This is a genomic window from Apibacter sp. B3706, from assembly GCF_011082725.1.
GTDB lineage: Bacteria > Bacteroidota > Bacteroidia > Flavobacteriales > Weeksellaceae > Apibacter.
In genome coordinates this window covers 723,880-740,364 of sequence record NZ_CP049715.1, presented here as the reverse complement: position 1 = coordinate 740,364, position 16,485 = coordinate 723,880, and the positions used below count along the sequence as shown (strand labels likewise).

The window sequence follows — 16,485 nt, the reverse complement described above, 5'->3', positions numbered from 1 at the left end:
TTTATAAAAAACCGGAATAATAATTTTTTATTATTCCGGCTCAATGTTATAATATTTTTTAGAGGTTATTCATCCTCTTGATCAACCAATATCCAACTTCCCTCCTCTATAAGACTTTGCGCTTGTTTAAATTTCAAAGATTTAACTTCTCCGGTTCTCAAATTACGCACATGTACCATTTCATTTCTTCCGATCTTGTTTACACGTAATGGTTCGGAAACCGGCTTTTCTTGAGTCTGTTTTTCATCGTTTTCAACAAATTCTCTGCTCTCAACTACTTTTTGTTTTACTTCACGAGCTTGTTCTATTTTTGATTCTTCAGGTTCAGATGGTAAACCTCCTTTGAACAAGAAAGATATAATTTCTTTATTGGTTTTATCTAACATATCCCTAAATAAAGCAAAGGATTCTTGTTTATAAATAACCAACGGATCTTTTTGTTCGTAAACGGCAGATTGTACAGACTTTCTTAATTCATCCATCTCTCTTAAATGTTCTTTCCAATTTTCATCTATTAATGCTAAAGTAATTCCTTTTTCAAAGTCTTTTAATAAAGCTTTTCCTTCAGAATTGTAAGCATCTTCTAAATTGGTGGTTACATTTAATACTTTTGTACCGTCAGTAAAAGGAACGGAAATATTTTTAAATGTGTTTCCTCTTGCTAAAAAGACGTTAGATATGATAGGATACAACTGTTGTGCCGTATTTTCTAATTTTTCTTTATAATAAGCTTCTGCTTGTTCAAAAACTTTATCAACAAGTTCTTTTTCAGATAATCTGTTAAACTCTGCTTCATCTACAGGAGTATCCATAGCAAACACTGTTGCTAACTCAAACTCAAAATTTTTATAGTTTTTATCTTGTTTATTGTCTCTTACTAATAAAGCAGCAGTATCATAAATCATGTTAGCGATATCGATACTTAACTTCTCACCAAAAAGAGCATTTTTACGTCTGCTGTAAATTACTTCCCTTTGTTTATTCATTACATCGTCATATTCCAACAATCTTTTACGAATTCCAAAGTTATTTTCTTCAACTTTTTTCTGAGCTCTTTCAATAGAGTTAGTGATCATAGAATGTTGAATTACATCTCCTTCCTTATGCCCTAATCGATCCATCATTTTAGCTATTCGATCAGAACCGAATAAACGCATTAAATTATCCTCTAGAGAAACATAGAATTGAGAAGATCCCGGATCTCCCTGACGACCGGCACGACCTCTTAACTGTCTGTCTACCCGTCTAGAATCGTGTCTTTCCGTACCAATAATAGCTAACCCTCCTGCGGCTTTAACTTCATCCGTCAACTTAATGTCGGTACCCCTTCCTGCCATATTGGTAGCAATAGTTACTACTCCCGGATTTCCCGCTTCTGCAACAATGTCTGCTTCTTTTTTATGTAATTTTGCATTCAATACATTATGCGGTATTTTTCTTAATTTTAAAGCTTTGCTTAATAATTCGGAAATTTCTACAGAAGTAGTCCCCACTAATACCGGTCTTTTATCTTCTTGAGATAAACGTATCACCTCATTTAAAACGGCATTGAATTTTTCTCTGTTGGTTTTATAAACTAAATCTTGTTGGTCGTTTCTAATTACAGGTTTGTTGGTAGGAATAACCACTACATCTAATTTATATATTTCCCAAAATTCTCCGGCTTCCGTTTCGGCAGTACCGGTCATACCTGCCAATTTATTATACATTCTAAAGTAATTCTGTAAAGTAATTGTAGCAAATGTTTGTGTTGCTGCTTCGACTTTTACATTTTCTTTAGCTTCTAAAGCTTGATGCAATCCATCAGAATAACGACGCCCTTCCATAATACGTCCGGTCTGTTCGTCAACAATTTTAACTTGTCCGTCAATTACAACATATTCTACATCTTTCTCAAACAAAGTATATGCCTTGAGCAACTGACTTAAAGAATGAATACGTTCGGATTTGATAGCAAAGTATCGTAAGAATTCTTCTTTTTCTTTATGTTCTTCTTCTTTGGATAAGTTTTTATTTTCAATATCGGCAAATACAGTTCCTAAATCTTCTAATACAAAAAAGTTAGGATCGGAATTTCCTTTTGACAAAAATTCAATTCCTTTATCGGTAAGTTCCACCTGATTATTTTTTTCATCAATTGAAAAATATAAATCTTTATCTGCCTCAGGCATCATTCGGTTATTATCCGATATAAAATAAGCTTCTGCTTTTAACAAAATAGCTTTGTTCCCTTCTTCTGAAAGGTATTTAATTAAAGGCTTATGTTTAGGTAATCCTCTATATACTTGATATAATTTATAACCTCCTTCTTTTTTATCTCCTGAAGCTATTAATTGTTTTGCTTCCTGAAATAATTTTGAAATTTCATTTTTTTGAGCCGTAAAAATGGTTTCAACAACCGGTTTTAATTCCTGATATTCTTGTTTATCTCCTTGAGGTACCGGACCGGATATAATTAATGGCGTACGTGCATCATCTACTAGAACGGAATCTACCTCATCGACAATGGCATAATTAAGTTCTCTTTGAACTAAGTCATTTGGAGAATTTGCCATATTGTCACGTAAATAATCGAATCCAAATTCATTATTAGTTCCGTAAGTAATATCAGCAAGATAAGCTTGTCTTCGAGATTCAGAATTGGGTTGATGGTTATCAATACAATCTACTTTTAATCCATGAAATTCAAACAAAGGAGCCATCCATGCGGAGTCCCGTTTTGCTAAATAATCATTAACTGTTACTACATGAACTCCACGTCCCGGTAGAGCATTCAAATACATAGGAAGTGTTCCTACTAACGTTTTTCCCTCACCGGTTGCCATTTCAGCAATTTTTCCTTGATGTAATACCGTTCCCCCTATATACTGAACATCATAATGAATCATGTCCCATTTTACTTCTTTACCCGCCGCATTCCAATAATTTCTCCATACGGCTTTATCTCCTTCAATGGTAACATACTCTTTAGTTAATGCCAATGTTTTATCAAAATCGGTGGCTGTAACGGTAATAGTGTTGTTTTCAGCAAATCGACGGGCTGTTTCTTTAATTAAAGCATACGCTTGGGGAAGTATTTCTTCCAATATTCTTTCTTCAACTTCATAGGATTCCTTCTCAAATTTCTCAATCTCGCTGTATAATCGCTCTTTTTCGTCTATATTATCAACATTTTGAGTTTGTTCTTTTAATTCTGCAATTTTATTTTTAAGATCAAAAGTTGCTTGAGATATTTTTTCTTTAAACTCAATGGTTTTAAATCTTAGATCATCAAAAGATAAAGAAGAAATACTTTCTTCTTCCTTTTTAATTTTGTCCAGATATTTATTTAATTGTGCAAGATCTTTTTTATGTTTATCCCCAATAAATAATTTGAGGACTGAATTTAATATATTCATTATATGTAATTAATTTGTACGTACAAATGTACTAAAAAAAAGCTTTTTTAGTATGAACTATGAAAAGTAAAGCCCTAAACGAGCTAGGGCTTATAAATTAGTATTCATCTTCGTTCCAGAGGAAATCATCATCAGTCGGATAATCCGCCCATATTTCTTCAATGCTATCGTAAATCTCGCCCTCATCTTCAATTGCCTGTAGATTTTCAACTACTTCCAAAGGGGCGCCGGTTCTGATGGCATAATCAATTAATTCATCTTTTGTGGCGGGCCACGGCGCATCACTTAAATAAGACGCTAATTCTAAGGTCCAATACATAAGGTAAAATTTATATTATGATTAATTTTTCCTTCCACACATCAAACTTCAAGCCAAATTTTTTAATCCCATTTTTTATTTCTATTTAATACAAATAGTTTCAATTTATAATCTAATTATTATAGTATTTGAGATAATTTGTTCACTTAGTTTATTGGATTATTATCGTCAATAATTTTTATCAAGTTGACTATTATATAGGTCAGACAATATATAAAAGTGATAATTATTGTATTTAAAATATAAATTATTGTACTGTTATAAATAAAAATATTAATATTATTTTTATAAAAAGTGTCCTTTAGTTTAAATAATACATATTTTAAAAAAAAATGTTGCAATTTTAAAAAAAATAATAGCTGAAAATTTTCTGTCACAAATGTCATATATTATAACTGACAATTTTTCATAGATAAAACTTAAAGCTGTCGGTATTTTAGGTCTAGTTTTTATAATGGTATGAAATTTAAAATAGTAGATTAATAGTTTTAATTTACTTATAGTAAAACCTATTATATTATAATTATAGAATTTAAAATCACAGAAAGTATATAACAAAAAATGGGATTAAACAAAATTAATCCCATAAATATATTTTTATTTATATTTAATTAATCAAAAATATAGGCAAAACCTAAAGCAATTACTGATGTATTTTGTTTTTGGTAAAATTTATCATAAATATCCATAAAACCGTAATTATAACGAACGAAAATTTCTGATTTTCTAACAATACTATATCCTAAACCTACTGATATGGATGTATCAAGATTCTTAGGGTTGGATCCGTATCGCTTTTTTTCTAAGTCTTTATCTTTTTGGGATATTAATATTCCTAATTGAGGACCAACTTCTGCAAAAAATTCGTTTTCGGATTCTGATAAATATGCCCTAAAATAAATCGGTATGTTTATATAATTTTGAAAAAATTTAGCCTTCGTTTGATTTCCTGACAGATTAATCTTATCTTTTTCCCCTTGCATGGAATATGATATCTCAGGCTGTATGAAAAACCGATTATAATAGTCTAATTGAATTTGGGCTAAAACACCGAAAGATGCTGCATTTCTACTGCTGGATTCTTTATGTATATTGGAAACACTTGTATTTTGAAGTGTTCCTCTTACACCAAATCTTACTTGCGAATAAGACAAAATCGGAATTAATAATAATAAAAGAACGCTTTTTCTCATAAATATATAATTTTTTGGTTTGTTGCTGTGCAAAAAATACCTAAACGAATATTTTGCCTACCGTTTTTCCTATATCTGCAGGAGAGTTGACAACGTGGATACCGCATTCAGCCATAATTTTCATTTTTGATTGTGCTGTATCATTTTCTCCTCCAACAATAGCCCCGGCATGACCCATAGTTCTTCCTTTAGGAGCAGTAATTCCTGCAATAAATCCGACAATAGGCTTGGTTATATTATTTGATTTATACCATAATGCCGCATCTACTTCCAGTTGACCTCCAATTTCCCCTATCATAACTATACATTCTGTATCTTTATCTTCGATAAGTAGTTGCAAGGCATCTTTAATAGATGTTCCTACGATAGGATCTCCACCAATTCCAATTGCGGTTGAAATCCCATACCCGGCTTTAACCACTTGGTCAGCAGCTTCATAGGTTAGCGTACCTGATTTAGAAACTATACCGACTTTTCCTTTTTTAAAAATAAAACCGGGCATGATTCCAACTTTTGCCTCTTCCGCTGATATAATTCCCGGACAATTAGGGCCTATTAATGTGCAATCGTATGATTTAAGATAATTTTTAACTTGAACCATGTCTTCAACGGGAATACCTTCTGTAATGCATATAATAACTTTTATTCCGGCTTGTGCTGCTTCCATTATCGAATCTGAAGCAAACGCAGGGGGAACAAATATGATGGAGGTATTAGCCCCTGTCTGGTCGATAGCATCCTTAACTGTATTGAAAACAGGTCTATCCAAATGGGTAGTTCCTCCTTTTCCCGGAGTTACTCCTCCAACCACTTGGGTTCCGTATTCAATCATTTGTTCTGCATGAAAAGAACCTTCTTTACCTGTAAATCCTTGAACAATTACTTTGGAATTTTTATCAACCAAAACAGACATATCTATAATTTAAAGATGAATAATTAATTCAATTTTTATTTGGCTAATCTTTTGAGTGTAGCCATTTCTTTTAATTTCTTTTTAGCTTCTTCGGCAGGGTAACCAAAATAAGTTTTTCCTGCTTCCAAATTTTTAGAAACTCCCGATTGTGCCAATATCACAGCTTTTTCTCCCACAGTAAGTGAAGAGGCAAATCCTGCTTGTCCCCATATGCTCACTTCATCTTGAATATTACAACAACCGGCAATACCTACTTGAGATGCTATTAAGCATTTTCTTCCAATAATGGTATCATGTCCCACTTGTATGAGATTATCCAATTTTGAACCTTCACCGATAATGGTAGAAGCTGTAACTCCTCGGTCGATAGTACAATTCGAACCAATTTCAACATTATCTTCTATTATAACATTACCTACGGATTTCAATCGATCATAATAACTTCCGCGGTTTTTATAATAAAAGCCATCACCTCCAAGTACCGTTCCTGATTGTATAACGACATTATTACCTATTTCAGTATAATCATGTATGGTAACATTTGGAAAAATCACACAATCATTGCCAATTTTTACATGTTTACCAATGTAAACTCCCGGTTGTATAACGGTGTTTGTACCAATTTGAACGTCATCTGAAATTAACTTATTTTGAGGCGTAAATTTTACAAAATAATCATTGATTTTATTAAAATCTCTGAAAGGATCATCAGATAAAAGGAGTGCTTTATTTTTCGGACATTCAACCTTTTTATTAATCAAAATTACACTTGCTTCGCTGCGTAATGCTTTGTCATAATATTTGGGATGGTCTACAAAAACTATTTCTCCTTCTTTTACGCGGTGAATTTCGTTAGTTCCATAAATTGGAAAGTCATCTTTTCCAATATATTCACATCCTATAATTGATGCAATGTTTTTTAGTGTAAATGATTTTGGAAATTTCATGATATTAAATAAAAATGATAGGTAAATATACGAATATATTTAATCTTTTCTAATCTTTTACTCTTTCGATATAAGAGCCGTCATCTGTATTAATTTTTATTTTTTCACCGGCCTCAATAAATAGGGGCACTAAAACCTTCGCTCCGGTTTCAATGATTGCATTTTTAAGCGCATTGGTAGCTGTGTTTCCTTTAACGCCGGGTTCTGCTTCTATTACTTCCATGATAACACTTGCCGGTAATTCTGCTGACAATGGTGTTTCATCTTCTTCTTTAAGAATAATCATAACCTCCTCTCCTGCTTTCATAAATTGAGCATTTTCAATCAAATTTTTATCTATATAAATTTGAGAAAAATCATCGTTATTCATGAAATGAAAACCATGATCGTCATCATATAAATATTGATATTTGCGAGTAATAACTTTTACATCTTCTATTTTACTACCTGCTGAAAAGGTATTATCAACAACTTTTCCTGATGTTAAAGATTTTAATTTAGTTCTTACAAAAGCAGGGCCTTTACCCGGTTTAACATGTAAAAACTCAATTACTTTATAGATGTCATCATTAAAATTGATACAAAGTCCCTTTTTTATATCTCCCATTCCAGCCATATGTATATAATTTAAATTTTTTTACTACTATTTTTATAATCCTTGAGCGTTAAATCCTCTCATTACCCCCCTCATACTTGATTGTATAAATTGGATGATTTCATCTCTTTCAGGGGTGGCCTCAAATTCAGCTTCTACTACTGATAAGGCCTGTGTGATATTCAATTTGTTTTGAAAAATAACTCGATAAATGTTTTGTATTTCCGCAATTTTATCGGAACTGAAACCTCTCCTTCTTAGTCCTACAGAATTAATACCAACATAGGACAATGGATCCCTGGCAACTTTTACAAAAGGGGGAATATCTTTCCTTACAAGTGATCCTCCGGTTACAAATGCATGATTACCAATGGAACAAAATTGATGTACGGCTGTCATTCCTGCCATTACAACGTAATCTCCTACAGTTATGTGTCCTGCCAAGGTGGTATTATTAGAGAATATACAATTATTCCCTACTTCGCAATCATGTGCGATATGGGAGTAAGCCATTATCAGACAATTTTCGCCTATAACTGTTTTCATTTTATCTGAAGTACCTCTACTTACAGTTACGCATTCTCTCAGTACAGTATTATCTCCTATAATCGTTAAGGATTTTTCACCTTTATATTTTAAATCTTGAGGTTCTGCTGAAATTACTGCTCCGGGAAATATTTTACAATTTTTTCCAATTCGAGCTCCCTCCATGATAATAACATTAGAGCCTATCCATGTTCCTTCTCCAATTTCAACATCTTTATAAATAGATGAAAATGGTTCAATAACAACATTCTTTGCAATTTTTGCATCGGAATGTACAAAAGCTAATGGTTGAATCATTTTTCTACTCCTTCTCTTCTTTGGTTTTCGCTACTTGAGCCATCATTTCTGCTTCAACAACCATATGTCCATTACAGTATCCATATCCTTGCATATGTACAATTCCTCTTCGTATAGGTTCTAATAAGTCAATTTTAAAAATTAAGGTATCTCCGGGTATCACCTTTCTTTTGTGCTTTACATTATCTAATTTAATCAAGTAGGTAGAGTAATTTTGAGGATCATCTACATTTTCGAGCACAAAAATACCTCCTGTTTGAGCCATAGCTTCAATTTGTAATACTCCCGGCATAACAGGTTCATTAGGAAAGTGACCTACAAAAAAAGGTTCATTGATAGTTACGTTTTTAACTCCGATTATATGTTTATCATCAACTTCCATTATTTTATCCACCAATAAAAATGGAGGACGATGGGGAAGCATTCTCATGATATCTTTTATATCGTATACCGGTTCTTTTTGCAAATCAATTTCCGGTATATTTTTTCTTTTAAATAATTTATATAATTTATTTAATTTTTTTGCGAACTGTGTATTGCAATGGTGTCCGGGCTTGGTAGCTATGATTTTAGCTTTTAATCGAACCCCTACTAAGGTTAAATCACCAATGACATCTAATAATTTATGTCTGGCTGCTTCATTTGGATAGTATAAGGTCACGTTATCTAATATTCCGTTAGGTCTTACACTTACTTCCGGTTGATTAAATACAACTTTTAGTTTATCCAGGGTATCCGGGGAAAGTTCTTTATCTACATAAACAATGGCATTATTAATATCTCCGCCTTTTATTAATCCGGAGTCTAATAAAGTTTCCAGTTCATGAAGAAAACTGAAGGTCCTGGCATTGGCAAAATCAGATTTAAAATCTTGAATACTTTTCATGGTAGCATTTTGTGTCCCCAATACTTTCGTACCAAAATCAACCATAGTAGCTACTTCAAAGTGATCGGAAGGTATTGCAGTAATCTCTGAACCTGTTTCCGGATCTGTGTAAGAAATTATTTCTTTTATTGTGAAGTATTCTCTGTTTGCTTCTTGTTCAACTACACCCGCTACTTCAATAGCTTCTACAAAAAATTTAGATGAGCCATCCATAATAGGAGGTTCTGAACTATCCATCTCAATGTATGCATTGTCCAAATCCATTCCGGTTAATGCAGCTAATACATGTTCACAAGTATGTATTTTTACTCCTTTTTTTTCTAAAACGGTACCTCTTTCAGTAGAAGTCACATAGGTTGCATCAGCTTCAATAGTAGGTTGCCCTTCCAAATCCACCCTAACAAAAATAAATCCTGTGTTTACAGGTGCAGGTTTAATTGTCATGACAACTTCTTTACCTGTATGCAAACCTTTTCCTTTTAATGTAAACTCCTGTTTAAGTGTCTTTTGCTTATCTGACATTTTATATAAATTACTAGTTAAAGATTTACTTTTTACCTTTTTCTAACTTCTCTAATCTATTGACTATTTCAGGAAGTTTTTTAAAGTATATAAAACTTTTTTGATATTTTAAATATTGTATTGCAGGAGAACCGAATAGTCTTTGGTCATCTTCTACATCATTAGTTATCCCGCTTTGTGCTTGAACTATAACTCTATTTCCTACATTTAGATGTCCGGAAATTCCTACCTGCCCACCGATCATACTCCATTTTCCTAATTTTGAAGAACCTGCTATACCTGCTTGAGCTGCTATAACTGTATGTTCTCCAATTACTACATTATGTGCTACTTGTATTAAATTATCTAATTTAACTCCTTTTTTGATAATTGTTGATCCTATGGTGGCTCGATCAATAGAACAATTAGATCCTACTTCTACATTATCTTCAATAATAACATTACCTAATTGGGGTACTTTTTCGTATCCTTCGCTTGTTGGCTGAAATCCAAAACCGTCTCCTCCTATTATAGTTCCTGCATGAATAGAACAATTATTTCCTATTACACAATCATCATAAATTTTAACTCCGGGACCTAAGTAACAATTATCTCCAATACTAACATTTTCACCTATGAATACCTGAGGGTAAATTTTAGTATTGTTACCTATTTTTACATGATTTGATATATAAGCAAATGCCCCTACATAAACATCTTCCGATAAATTTGCAGATTGAGATATAAATACAGGACTTTCAATACCCTGTTTTTTTATTTTCATCTCATTATAAATAGTCAATAATTTATTGAAAGCTGAATATGCATTTTCCACAACAATAATAGTTGGTAAATTGGAAATGTCCTTCGGTAATAGTTCTTTTGATATAATAACAATAGAAGCTTTAGTATCTTTTAAATATTCCTGATATTTTTCTCCTCCTAAAAAGGTTATGGTACCGGGCTTACCATCTTCTATTTTAGATATATAAGATACTTTTTCCTGTGGGTTACCTTTTATAACCCCATTTACTAAATTTGCTACTTGTTCAGCGCTAAATTCCATGATTGGCAAATGTAAACATTTTATTATGATTATAAAAATCTTTATTTAACACCACTAATTTCTCTGGGTATACATAAATGATAACGAGTTATTTTCTTTCTTAAATCTTTAACTAAGACTTGATTATCTGCTTTTTGTAATTCCAAAATTTTCCCATTTTTTAAAAGTAATTTGATCGGGTCTTTGGTATCGTTGTATGCTAATACACTTAACTCTTTTTGGTGTACAAAATACCCTGCATCTTCTATGGAATATAATTTTTTAACTTCATTTTTTATTTGTTGTACTTTTTCATTTGAAATAGGTTCTGAAATTATAAGTGATAAGGGTAATTTTCTTTGAATAATGAATTGACTTAATAAACTCAATGTTTTGTCTTCATGAGACTGCCATAATTTCAAGGCTGAAATTACATCAGAATCATCAAGCTGAGCAAATTTCTCCAAGTCCATTTTATTAATTTCAACAAAGTCAGATTTTTCCAAAAAATATTGCAACACATCGGATGAAGGGACATTTTTACCTTTTTTTACCAATTGTTTGGCTCTTTTTAAAGCTTCAATTAAATATATTTCGGCTGTTACCGATGTTTTATGGAAATATACCTGCCAATACATAAACATTCTTGATGTCAAGTATTTCTCTATAGAATAGATTCCTTTACCATCAATTACTAATTCATCATTAACTACATTCATCATAGTTATAATCCTTTCTGAATTTACGTTACCTTCAGAAACTCCGGTAAAGAAACTATCTCTTTTTAGATAATCCAATCGATCTAAATCTATTTGACTTGAAATTAACTGATGGAAAAATTTACGAGGATATTTATTTAAAAAAATATCAATTGCTAATGATAATTCATTATTAAATTCCTCATTAAATAATTTCATAAAAGTGATTGAAAGTTTTTCGTGATGTATTCCTTCCAATAATGTTGATTCTAGTGCATGGGAAAAGGGTCCATGTCCTATGTCATGTAATAATATAGCTATTAAAGAAGCTCTTTCTTCTTCTTTTGAAATTTTAACGCCTTTATCTTTCAGGACTTTATGGGTAATTTGCATCAAGTTGATACATCCTAAGGCATGAAGAAATCTCGAATGCGTAGAACCGGGATAAACATAATAGCTTAAGCCTGTTTGAGATATCCGTCGTAACCTCTGAAAATAGGGATGTTCAATTATATCAAATAGTAATTCATCGGATATGGAAACAAATCCTAATACCGGATCATTAAAAATTTTCCTCTTATTTATTTTTTCCAATAGGCATATTTTTTGTACATTAATGCAAAATTAATGTAAATAAATAACTATATAAGCATGGGTAAAAAAATATTATGGATTGATGACGAAATAGAACTTTTGGAACCTCATATAATTTTTTTAAAAAACAAAGGATATGAGGTTATTTATGTCAACAATGCAGCTGAGGCCTTAGAACTGATTCCCATAAACAATTTTGACGCAGTTCTGCTTGATGAAAATATGCCCGGTATTGGCGGTTTAGAAGCTCTACAAAAGATAAAGGAAATAAAATCGAATTTACCTGTAATTATGGTAACGAAAAATGAAGCTGAAGATATTATGGAAGAAGCCATAGGCGAAAAAATCACAGATTATATCCTTAAGCCTGTTAATCCCAATCAAGTATTAATAAGTTTAAAGAAAATACTTAAAAGTGATGAGATAATCGAGAAAAAAACGGTTCAAAATTATCAACAGGAATTTCGAAAGATTTCAATGGACTTAATGTATGCTCAATCGTATGAAGATTGGATTCAACTTTATTTAAAACTTATTCAATGGGATATTAGTTTTGATAAACTTTCCGATGTTGAAATGAGTGCTATTTTAAGCAATCAAAAGGATGAAGCAAATAGTTTGTTTGCAAAGTTTATAGAAAATAATTATCATGATTGGTTGCATTCTGAACAAAAACCGATCATGTCTCATACTGCATTCAATGATGTCGTTAGACCGGTTATTAACAAACATAAAAAGGTTTTGCTCTTAATGATCGATAATTTGCGTTATGATCAATGGAAAATTATTGAACCATTATTTTCTAAGTATTTTAATTCTGTAACTGAGAAATCCTATTTTAGCATTCTTCCTTCAGCTACTCAATATGCAAGAAATTCTTTTTTTGCCGGATTACTACCTTTAGAGATTGAAAAAAAATTTCCTCAATATTGGATAGGCGAGAATGATGAAGAACATAAAAATCAATATGAGAGTGAATTATTAACAGCTCAGCTTCAGCGTTTAGGGCTAAAAAATATTAGAAATAAATATTTTAAAATTTTAAATGCTGAATTTGAGAAAAAAATTTCAGATGAATTTAAACATCACAGCAGTAATGCAGATTTTATCACTATCGTTTATAACTTTATAGATATTCTTTCTCACGCGAAAACCAACAATAATATTGTCAATGAGTTAATCAGGGATGACAAAACATTCCGATCCTTGACTTATACTTGGTTTGAAAATTCAAGCTTATTAAAAATAATTCAATCCGCCGCGGAAGAAGGGTTTAAATTGATCATTACAACCGATCATGGTACCATTTATGTGAAAAAACCTAGTAAAGTAATTGGCGATAAAGAATCATCCACCAATCTTAGATATAAATTAGGAAAAAACTTACAATATGATGAAAAAGATGTTTTTGCCGTGAGTGATCCTGAGGATTATTTTTTACCAAAAGTTAATTTAAACTCAAAATATATTTTTGCTAAAGAAAACAAATTTTTTGCTTATCCAAAAAATTATAACCATTATGTTAATTACTATAAAGATACCTACCAGCATGGTGGGATTTCACTTGAGGAAATGATTATTCCTATAGCTGTTTTGGAATAAACAATTAAATATTCCATCTAAACACAGTTGCTTAAACTAACAACATTTAACACAAGAACATATATTTAATTATTTATGATAAACTAGTAAGCATTATCTTTAATTCTTCATTTTAACGCTTGATACTATATAATTAAATACTTAAATTTTGTATTTTATACTATTGGTATTTGTAAGTTAAATTTTGTGAAATTATGTTATATTAAATGTTTGAACTATTCTTTTAAAGATAATAGACGGAGATTTGTATATTTACCAAAATTATATTTATATGAAGTTTAAACAATCCCTTATTTTTATATTTATTTTAACTATACTTATAAGTTGTAGAACATCCGATAAAATGATTGTTAATAAAAAGCTAACCGATCCGGAAGGAGAAACCATTTTATTTGGTCAAATAACTAGAGATGCCTTGAAACAATCTGATTTTAATTCATGGTATACAGACGAATATAATTCCTATGTTCCTGATCGTAATGTTATAAATAAAATAAAAAATAAAATAAAAATATATAAAATTGAAATATATTTTGGAACTTGGTGCAGCGACACTCATGAGCAACTTCCTCGATTTTTAAAAATCCTGGATGTAACCAATTATCCTCAAAGAAAATTAAAACTTTATGCTTTAAATCGTAAAAAAGAGAGTTTGTATGGCGAACAAAATCAAAAGAATATAGTTAGTATACCAACTTTTATACTCTATAAAGCCAATCATAACCCTAAACGCAGCGATATAGAAATTGGTAGAATAGTTGAATCTCCAAAAGAATCCCTGGAATTAGATTTATACAAAATTCTTACCGGAAAAGAATTTAAACAATAGTATATTAATATACTATTGTTTAAATCAAATAAAAATCCTATATAAAAATTATTCCATTCACGCCTTAAACTATTTTTATTTTATTATCTTTTTGCATGATTTATGCACTATTATTAACACTAAAAAATATATAATGATAATCCTTAAATTTTTAAAAAAATATTTTATATCCATAGTATTTTTAATCTTAGGTTTATTACTATTTATATTTATTTTAAGACAATCGGGTAAAGAAAATGTAAAATCTGAAACCAGAATTATAAATCATGAAATTCAGCGTTTGAATAAAATGATTGTTATTGAACAAAATTATTCTTCATTTAAGACTAAAAAGTATAATAATTTTAATCCTAAATATTTTGATTTTCTAAATAAAAATATTGTATTGTACATTACTGCCATGGCTCAAGTAACGTATGATATGAAAAAGATGAAAATTGAGGTAGATTCAGCTCATAAAACAGTACATATTTTGTCAATACCCGATCCCGAATTACATGTATATCCCGATGTTGAAATTTATAATATGGAAACCGGTTTTTTAAATGATTTTTCAAAATCTGAACTTAATGAAGTAATGGAAGAAGGGAAAAAAGATATAACTAAAGAAGTTCAAAAATCTAATATACAATCTTTAGCTAAAAAACAGTTAATTTCCAATCTGAAAGAATTGTATAACATGGTAAAACTAAATAATTGGAAAATTATTGATGACACCCCTTATGCCGGTCAAATACAATCAATGAAAGATTAATTGAGTTTTGATAATTACAAAATTTTATCCATCGACTAATGGATATGAATTTTGATTATAATAATTTATTATTATTTATTTATTTCATGTTTACCATAATCATACCCGTAGGAAATTTAGGTTCAATATAGGTGATTTTATCGGGTAATTTTTCTCCTAATTCCAATACTTTTTGTAAGTCGGAAAATGAAGGAGGATAAAAACCAAATCCTATAGTAAAATCACCCGTATCTACTTCTTCTTTTATTTTTTTTATCCCTTCAATACCGTTGGATCCTTTTATATAAGATACTAAATTCATTTCTTGCTTGGAATCCATTATATTAAAAATCCTTTCTAAGATAAAGGTATTAAATAAATACGTATCAATAGTACCTAATCCTTCCTTCATTCCCCTAAATTCATGTTTAATGTATAAACCAAAAAACTCTCCGTCCATGTACATGCTTATATGATGTTTATGTGAGGGAAAATAGGGTTCTTTTCCTTTATAATTAATAGTAAAATGTTCTTCCAGTTTTGAGAAAATATCTTTTTTTGTTAACCCGTTTAGTGATTTTATTAATCTATTATATTCTATAATTTTTAAGTTTTGACCTGAAACTAATAAAGATAATACTTGATGGTTTTGGTCAAATAAGAAATTTTTAGTTTTACTCTTATCTTTAATCTTGTCTGAGTGTTTTATAGCTCCCATCAACCGGTAATATCCATCGGCTAAATATAAAGACGGCAAATTGGAAACAACGTCTTTAAATTGTGATAACTTTAATCGGTTATCTATTTTCCATAATCTATGTGAAACCTCCATTTCATCCACAAAATGGATAAACGGTTTACTTTTCATTTCTAAATCCATTAATATCTCTATTTTGGAATTGGATTCATAACAAAGTAATATCGGATTAGTTTGCAAATAGGTGGTATCTAAAAATTGGGTAAATCCATTGACTTTCGTTTCATTAGTAGGTGAAGGTACTTTTATATTTTTTCCTTTAAAATCATCCACAGAGATTAATCCTATAACTCCTCTAAAGGTTTCTCCGGACTTTTTTTTCTGCTCATAAATATAAAATGAGGCAGGATCATGATCAAGCAAATTGTCTTTCACATAATCCTCATACCTTTTTCTTATCTTTTTTAAACGATTTTCCAAAGGACTTTCTCCTTTGAAAAAAATCGGTTTAATAAGATCGATATAAGAAGGAGTTTTGCCTCTTAGTTTCATTCTTATTTGCTCATCAGAATATATATCCGGCGAATACATGGGAAAATCTTTGATATCTTCCTCTTTAGCATGTATTCCTTTAAAAGGTTTAAAACTTAACATATAAGACCATTTAAGAACAATGTAAGAACTAAATAAAA

Annotated in this window: 14 protein-coding genes; 3 read left to right on the top strand and 11 right to left on the bottom strand. The window is 30.6% G+C overall.

Annotation, left to right across the window (positions count from 1 at the left end; all coding sequences use genetic code 11):
• Positions 1-65: 65 nt before the first annotated feature.
• The 10 genes from secA to G8C41_RS03235 all read right to left on the bottom strand — a co-directional run bounded on the left by secA (position 66) and on the right by G8C41_RS03235 (position 11,932).
• Entirely contained in the window at positions 66-3,398 is a 3,333-nt protein-coding gene (gene secA / locus G8C41_RS03280; RefSeq protein WP_166006098.1) for a preprotein translocase subunit SecA, read from the bottom strand.
• Between the two features lie 97 nt (positions 3,399-3,495).
• The gene (locus tag G8C41_RS03275) at positions 3,496-3,717 is read right to left on the bottom strand and encodes a DUF2795 domain-containing protein (protein ID WP_055424695.1); all 222 of its coding nucleotides are present in this window, start codon (positions 3,715-3,717) and stop codon (positions 3,496-3,498) included.
• Positions 3,718-4,328: 611 nt separating this feature from the next.
• On the bottom strand, positions 4,329-4,910 hold the full coding sequence (locus G8C41_RS03270; protein ID WP_166006097.1) for a porin family protein: 582 nt from the start codon (positions 4,908-4,910) through the stop codon (positions 4,329-4,331).
• 40 nt (positions 4,911-4,950) lie between these two features.
• A complete protein-coding gene (sucD, locus tag G8C41_RS03265) occupies positions 4,951-5,823 on the bottom strand; it encodes a succinate--CoA ligase subunit alpha (RefSeq protein ID WP_166006096.1) in 873 nt (290 codons plus the stop codon).
• Positions 5,824-5,858: 35 nt separating this feature from the next.
• Positions 5,859-6,770: a UDP-3-O-(3-hydroxymyristoyl)glucosamine N-acyltransferase gene (locus G8C41_RS03260; RefSeq protein WP_166006095.1), complete on the bottom strand. Its 912-nt coding sequence runs from the start codon at positions 6,768-6,770 to the stop codon at positions 5,859-5,861.
• Positions 6,771-6,819: 49 nt separating this feature from the next.
• Entirely contained in the window at positions 6,820-7,386 is a 567-nt protein-coding gene (gene efp / locus G8C41_RS03255) for an elongation factor P (protein WP_105297765.1), read from the bottom strand.
• 33 nt (positions 7,387-7,419) lie between these two features.
• On the bottom strand, positions 7,420-8,208 hold the full coding sequence (gene lpxA, locus G8C41_RS03250; protein WP_105297766.1) for an acyl-ACP--UDP-N-acetylglucosamine O-acyltransferase: 789 nt from the start codon (positions 8,206-8,208) through the stop codon (positions 7,420-7,422).
• A gap of 4 nt (positions 8,209-8,212) precedes the next feature.
• On the bottom strand, positions 8,213-9,616 hold the full coding sequence (locus tag G8C41_RS03245; protein ID WP_166006094.1) for a bifunctional UDP-3-O-[3-hydroxymyristoyl] N-acetylglucosamine deacetylase/3-hydroxyacyl-ACP dehydratase: 1,404 nt from the start codon (positions 9,614-9,616) through the stop codon (positions 8,213-8,215).
• A 25-nt stretch (positions 9,617-9,641) separates the two neighbouring features.
• Positions 9,642-10,661: a UDP-3-O-(3-hydroxymyristoyl)glucosamine N-acyltransferase gene (gene lpxD, locus G8C41_RS03240; RefSeq protein ID WP_166006093.1), complete on the bottom strand. Its 1,020-nt coding sequence runs from the start codon at positions 10,659-10,661 to the stop codon at positions 9,642-9,644.
• 41 nt (positions 10,662-10,702) lie between these two features.
• Complete coding sequence (locus G8C41_RS03235) at positions 10,703-11,932, bottom strand: HD domain-containing protein (RefSeq protein ID WP_166006092.1); 1,230 nt, start codon at positions 11,930-11,932, stop codon at positions 10,703-10,705.
• A 57-nt stretch (positions 11,933-11,989) separates the two neighbouring features.
• Between G8C41_RS03235 and G8C41_RS03230 the strand changes: the two genes are divergently transcribed.
• The 3 genes from G8C41_RS03230 to G8C41_RS03220 all read left to right on the top strand — a co-directional run bounded on the left by G8C41_RS03230 (position 11,990) and on the right by G8C41_RS03220 (position 15,117).
• Entirely contained in the window at positions 11,990-13,534 is a 1,545-nt protein-coding gene (locus G8C41_RS03230) for a bifunctional response regulator/alkaline phosphatase family protein (RefSeq protein ID WP_160543106.1), read from the top strand.
• A gap of 271 nt (positions 13,535-13,805) precedes the next feature.
• A complete protein-coding gene (locus G8C41_RS03225; protein ID WP_105297771.1) occupies positions 13,806-14,363 on the top strand; it encodes a hypothetical protein in 558 nt (185 codons plus the stop codon).
• Positions 14,364-14,496: 133 nt separating this feature from the next.
• Positions 14,497-15,117: a DUF4230 domain-containing protein gene (locus G8C41_RS03220; protein WP_105297772.1), complete on the top strand. Its 621-nt coding sequence runs from the start codon at positions 14,497-14,499 to the stop codon at positions 15,115-15,117.
• Positions 15,118-15,196: 79 nt separating this feature from the next.
• Here the strand turns inward: G8C41_RS03220 and G8C41_RS03215 are convergent, their stop codons facing one another.
• Positions 15,197-16,447: a DUF1015 domain-containing protein gene (locus tag G8C41_RS03215; protein ID WP_166006091.1), complete on the bottom strand. Its 1,251-nt coding sequence runs from the start codon at positions 16,445-16,447 to the stop codon at positions 15,197-15,199.
• Between the last annotated feature and the right edge of the window lie 38 nt (positions 16,448-16,485).